This window comes from Bacillota bacterium, from assembly GCA_040754675.1.
Classification (GTDB): domain Bacteria; phylum Bacillota; class Limnochordia; order Limnochordales; family Geochordaceae; genus Geochorda.
The window spans coordinates 1-3,851 of the sequence record JBFMCJ010000397.1; the positions used below are offsets into that span (position 1 = coordinate 1).

Annotated in this window: 5 protein-coding genes; 1 reads left to right on the forward strand and 4 read right to left on the reverse strand. The window is 64.0% G+C overall.

Going from position 1 to position 3,851, the window contains the following annotated elements; genetic code table 11:
* The 3 genes from AB1609_17670 to AB1609_17680 all read right to left on the reverse strand — a co-directional run.
* Positions 1–400: aldo/keto reductase (locus tag AB1609_17670; GenBank protein ID MEW6048276.1), on the reverse strand; the 400-nt coding region annotated here is incomplete at its 3' end.
* Between the two features lie 42 nt (positions 401–442).
* Positions 443–2,488, reverse strand: a complete 2,046-nt coding sequence (locus AB1609_17675; protein ID MEW6048277.1) for a beta-galactosidase — start codon at positions 2,486–2,488, stop codon at positions 443–445.
* 6 nt (positions 2,489–2,494) lie between these two features.
* Positions 2,495–2,632, reverse strand: a complete 138-nt coding sequence (locus tag AB1609_17680) for a hypothetical protein (GenBank protein MEW6048278.1) — start codon at positions 2,630–2,632, stop codon at positions 2,495–2,497.
* Positions 2,633–2,828: 196 nt separating this feature from the next.
* On the opposite strand from AB1609_17680, the gene AB1609_17685 reads away from it, so the two are divergent.
* Positions 2,829–3,170, forward strand: coding sequence for a hypothetical protein (locus AB1609_17685; protein MEW6048279.1), 342 nt, complete (start codon positions 2,829–2,831; stop codon positions 3,168–3,170).
* 444 nt (positions 3,171–3,614) lie between these two features.
* On the opposite strand, the gene AB1609_17690 is transcribed toward AB1609_17685, so the two are convergent.
* Positions 3,615–3,851 (reverse strand): hypothetical protein (locus AB1609_17690; protein MEW6048280.1); only part of this gene is annotated, 237 nt, incomplete at its 5' end.

The following is a 3,851-nucleotide window of genomic DNA, read 5'->3' on the forward strand; positions in this document are numbered from 1 at the left end:
TGGACAACGTCTCCTCAAGCGGCGTGGCCGGGTCCCAACAGTGCACCTGGTAGAGGTCAATGTAGTCCGTGCCGAGCCGGCGCAGGCTTACCTCCACTTCCGCCAGGATGTGCTTGCGGCTGAGCCCCACGTCGTTGGGCCCTTCCCCCATGGGGAAGCGCACCTTGGTGGCGATGACGAAGTCCTCGCGGCGCCTGGTCTTCAGCCACCGACCAACGATCTCCTCCGACACGCCCCGCGTGTAGACGTTGGCCGTGTCGATGAAGTTGCCGCCGGCTTCAGCAAAGCGGTCCATCATCCGGCGGCTCTCCTCTTCCGAGGCCTCACGCCCGAAAGTCATGGCGCCCAGGCAAAGCTCGCTGACCTTCAGCCCGGTCCTTCCCAGGTACCGATAATTCACGGGTCACCCCTCCCGGCTCGTGTTTGGGTTGCGCCCTGGGCCTTAGATGGGCCGCAATACACGCACCTCTCGGGAAGGGAGGGCCAACTCCCCCCGACACGGCTCTCCGGTGAGCAGATCCACGTAGTCGCGCTCCAGCAAGACCGAAGCGGGAGAGGGATTGTGGTTCAATAGGAATAGCACCGGCTCTGCTTGCGAGGGCTGTTGTCCGTCGGGCCCTGCGGGATGCCACCGTCGAACCACTTCGACCCCTTCCGGCGCGCCGAGCACCGGCCTGACCCCTTGGACCGACGCCAGCCACCCGACCAAGTCATACACCCCTTTGGGTTCGAGCGCGGTGCCCACGTAAATCACACGGCCCTTGCCCACCAGGTGCTCGGTCAGCGCGGGCATACCGGCGTAATAGTCGGCGCCAAAGGTGGCAAGGACGCGGGCCCCTTCCGGGTGGATGACATCACACCACAGCTCGGCCTTGTATTCCCCTGCCAGCATCGCGTAAGGTTCACGCACGCTAACGGTGGTCAGTTGCCCGGGAGGCAACACGTCGAACTCCTCCACCCACACGCCGCATAAACCGCGCAGCAGGCCCGGATACCCTCCCAGATGCACGCGGTCGTTCTCGTCCGTCAAGCCACTATGAAACGTGGCCAGCAGCGCGCCGCCGGCGCGGACGTACTCCTCCAGGCGTTTCTGCAGTGACGGCGTGACGATGCGCATGAGAGGCGCTACGACCATCCGGTACCGGAAAAGCTCGGCTTCAGGGCTGACCACGTCGACCTCGAAATGATGCCGCCACAGGGCGCGGTAATACCGCATCACTTCACGAATGTAATGAAGGCCCTGGGAGATTCGGGGTTCCTGCTCGATGGTCCACCAGTTCGGCCAGGAAAAGAGAATCGCGACTTCTGCGCGATACTCGGAGCCCGCGACGAGCCCACCCATCCTCCCGAGCTCCGTACCCACCTGAGCTACTTCCCGGAAGACCCGGGACCGCGAGCTCCCATCATGCCCGATGACGGCGGCATGAAACTTCTCGGCCCCGCCCTGGCTTTGCCGGAGCTGGAAGAAGCAGACTGCATCGGCTCCGTGTGCCACCGCTTGCCAGCTCCGCAACCGCATTTCGCCGGGTCGCTGGGGACGGTTGTACTCCATCCAGTTGACCTGGCTCGGCGACTGCTCCATCAGCAGGAACGGCATGCGGCCACCCTTGAGGCCCCGCATGAGATCGTGGCGAGCGGCCGTTTCGGCAGGATCAGCCCCAGTGGGCGGGTAGGAGTCCCACGACACGATGTCCAGGTGCGGCGCCCAGGCGTGATAGTCCAGCCCGTTGAACCAGGCCATGAAGTTGGTCGTCACCGGCACGTCGGGAGATAGCTCCCGGAGGATTTGCCTCTGCTCCAGGTAGCACTGCAGGAAGCTATCCGACATGAACCTTCGCCAGTCCAGCGTCTGGCCCGGGTTGTGGTAGGCCGGGGTCAGGCGCGGCGCATCGATTTCCTCCCACTTCTGGTAGCGCTGGCTCCAGAACGCGGCGTACCACGCCTCATTCAGGCGCTCGAGCGTCCCATATCGCTGTCGGAGCCAGGTCCTGAAAGCTTCGACGCACCGGTCGCAATAGCAGGCCGGGCCGCCATACTCGTTGTCGACGTGCCAGTAGCTAACCGCGGGATGCCGGCCATACCGCTCGGCGAGCCGCGTTGTGATTTCCCGGGCGTGGCGCCGGTAATTGGGGCTATTGGGGCAGTAGTGGCGCCGGCTGCCGTAACCGTACCGGGCTCCCCGGGCGTCGACAGGCAATACGTCCGGATAGAGCCGACACAACCAGGCCGGCGGTGCTGCCGTGGGCGTGGCCAGGATGACCGAGATGCCGTTGTCATGCAGGAGCCCCATCAGTTCGTCCATCCACGAGAAGTCGTAGCGGCCGGGCTCCGGTTCCAACCTTGACCACGCAAAGACGCCCAGCGTAACCGAGTTGATGCCGGCTTCCTTGAAGAGCCGGACGTCTTCTTGCCACACCTCCGGACTCCACTGGTCGGGGTTGTAATCGCCCCCGAAGAGGATCCCCTGCCTGGTTCTTTTGAGCGACATCCCTTCCTATCCCGCCTTTCCCTGAAAGGGGCGCGCTACCTTGAGGGCGCCCAACGTCAGTCCGCTCATCATCCAGTGGCGTTGCAAAACGGCGAAGCCCCCGATGGAGAAGTAGCACCGAAATGAACGCACCAACGTTGCCATCCAAAGCACCTCCGAGGGTGTGCCCGAAGCGGTAGCGCACGGTAATCTGCGACACCTCGCGGCCGTTTTCCCACAGGGTTTCGATGCGGATACCCTCCACCAGGGTCTCGACCAGCTCCCGCTTCGTGTCCCAGTCCGCCTGCTCCACTTTGTCCTTTAGCTGCTCCAGCAGGACCCGGGCGTTGACCACCTGATTTTGCAGCTGCTGGCGCTGGAGGTCCCGAGCCAGCACAGCCTCCTTTTGCCGTTCGAGTTCGGCCAGCTCCCGGGCAAGCGCCTTCAGCTCCTGTTCCGCCTCCTCTTCGCCGATGCTGCCTTTGCGGTAAAGGTGAATCACCCGCTGCCGCTCCGCTTGGTTGGCGCTTGTGGCCTGTTCGATTGCCCGAAGTTCCTCCTCGGCAGGCTGCTGGTGGGCCAAGGCCTCTTTCACCTACGCCTCCACGCGCTCCAGCACCGGCCCGGGGTCTTGGACGAAGCCCACTATGTCCTGCCGACGAGTTCTTCCAGCAAGTCGACCGGCACCGCAGGGCTGGCGTAGACGTAGATTGCCTTTCCGGCGCGCGCCGCCGAGGAGTTACTACACGGGCTACCTGTGAATCTTCCCCAAAAGATTCGACAACGCGATGTCGATCCCGCTCATGGCCTCCAGCATGAAACCGCAGGAGTGCCTGCCGATTCGCTGGATCGAATACGCCTGTACCGGAGCACGTAGACCGCCGTCGGGCAGCGCCAATCAGGACCGGCTTGAGCAGCATCTCGACGACCTGAGCGGTCACCCCATCCCACACGGTCAATGCCTCGCCGATTCCGGTGATGCTCTCCTCGGTCTCCGCCTGAGGACGACGGCGAACGCGCTGTCACGCGGAAGGAGCTGGGTCGACTGCGGCAAGAGCACATCCCTCGGGACGTACCCCACTCCGCCAAACTTCCGCGCGTACATCGCCTTTGAATCGTTACCTTGACCCCCGTGATCTTCACGCTCTCACATCCTCGCGGGCGGGTAAGCTCGGACCTCGAAGATCTCCGCGCACGGCGCCCCGTTCGTGGCCAGCACCTCTACACGCAAGCGCCGGCAACGCACGGGTTCCCACCGGTGACGGCGCATACGGAGGTAGTTCCGCTCTACATGCGCCAACGTCCGCCAGGTGCCTTCGTGGTCGCCGAGAATCCGGTAGTCCCTGACCACTTCGGGCACAGCTTGTGTGGGCTGGCGCACCAG

Coding starts and splice junctions, on each gene's coding strand:
- AB1609_17675 (MEW6048277.1), bottom strand. CDS start 2,488: ATGTCGCTCAAAAGAACCAGGCAGGGGATCCTCTTCGGGGGCGATTAC.
- AB1609_17680 (MEW6048278.1), bottom strand. CDS start 2,632: ATGGCAACGTTGGTGCGTTCATTTCGGTGCTACTTCTCCATCGGGGGC.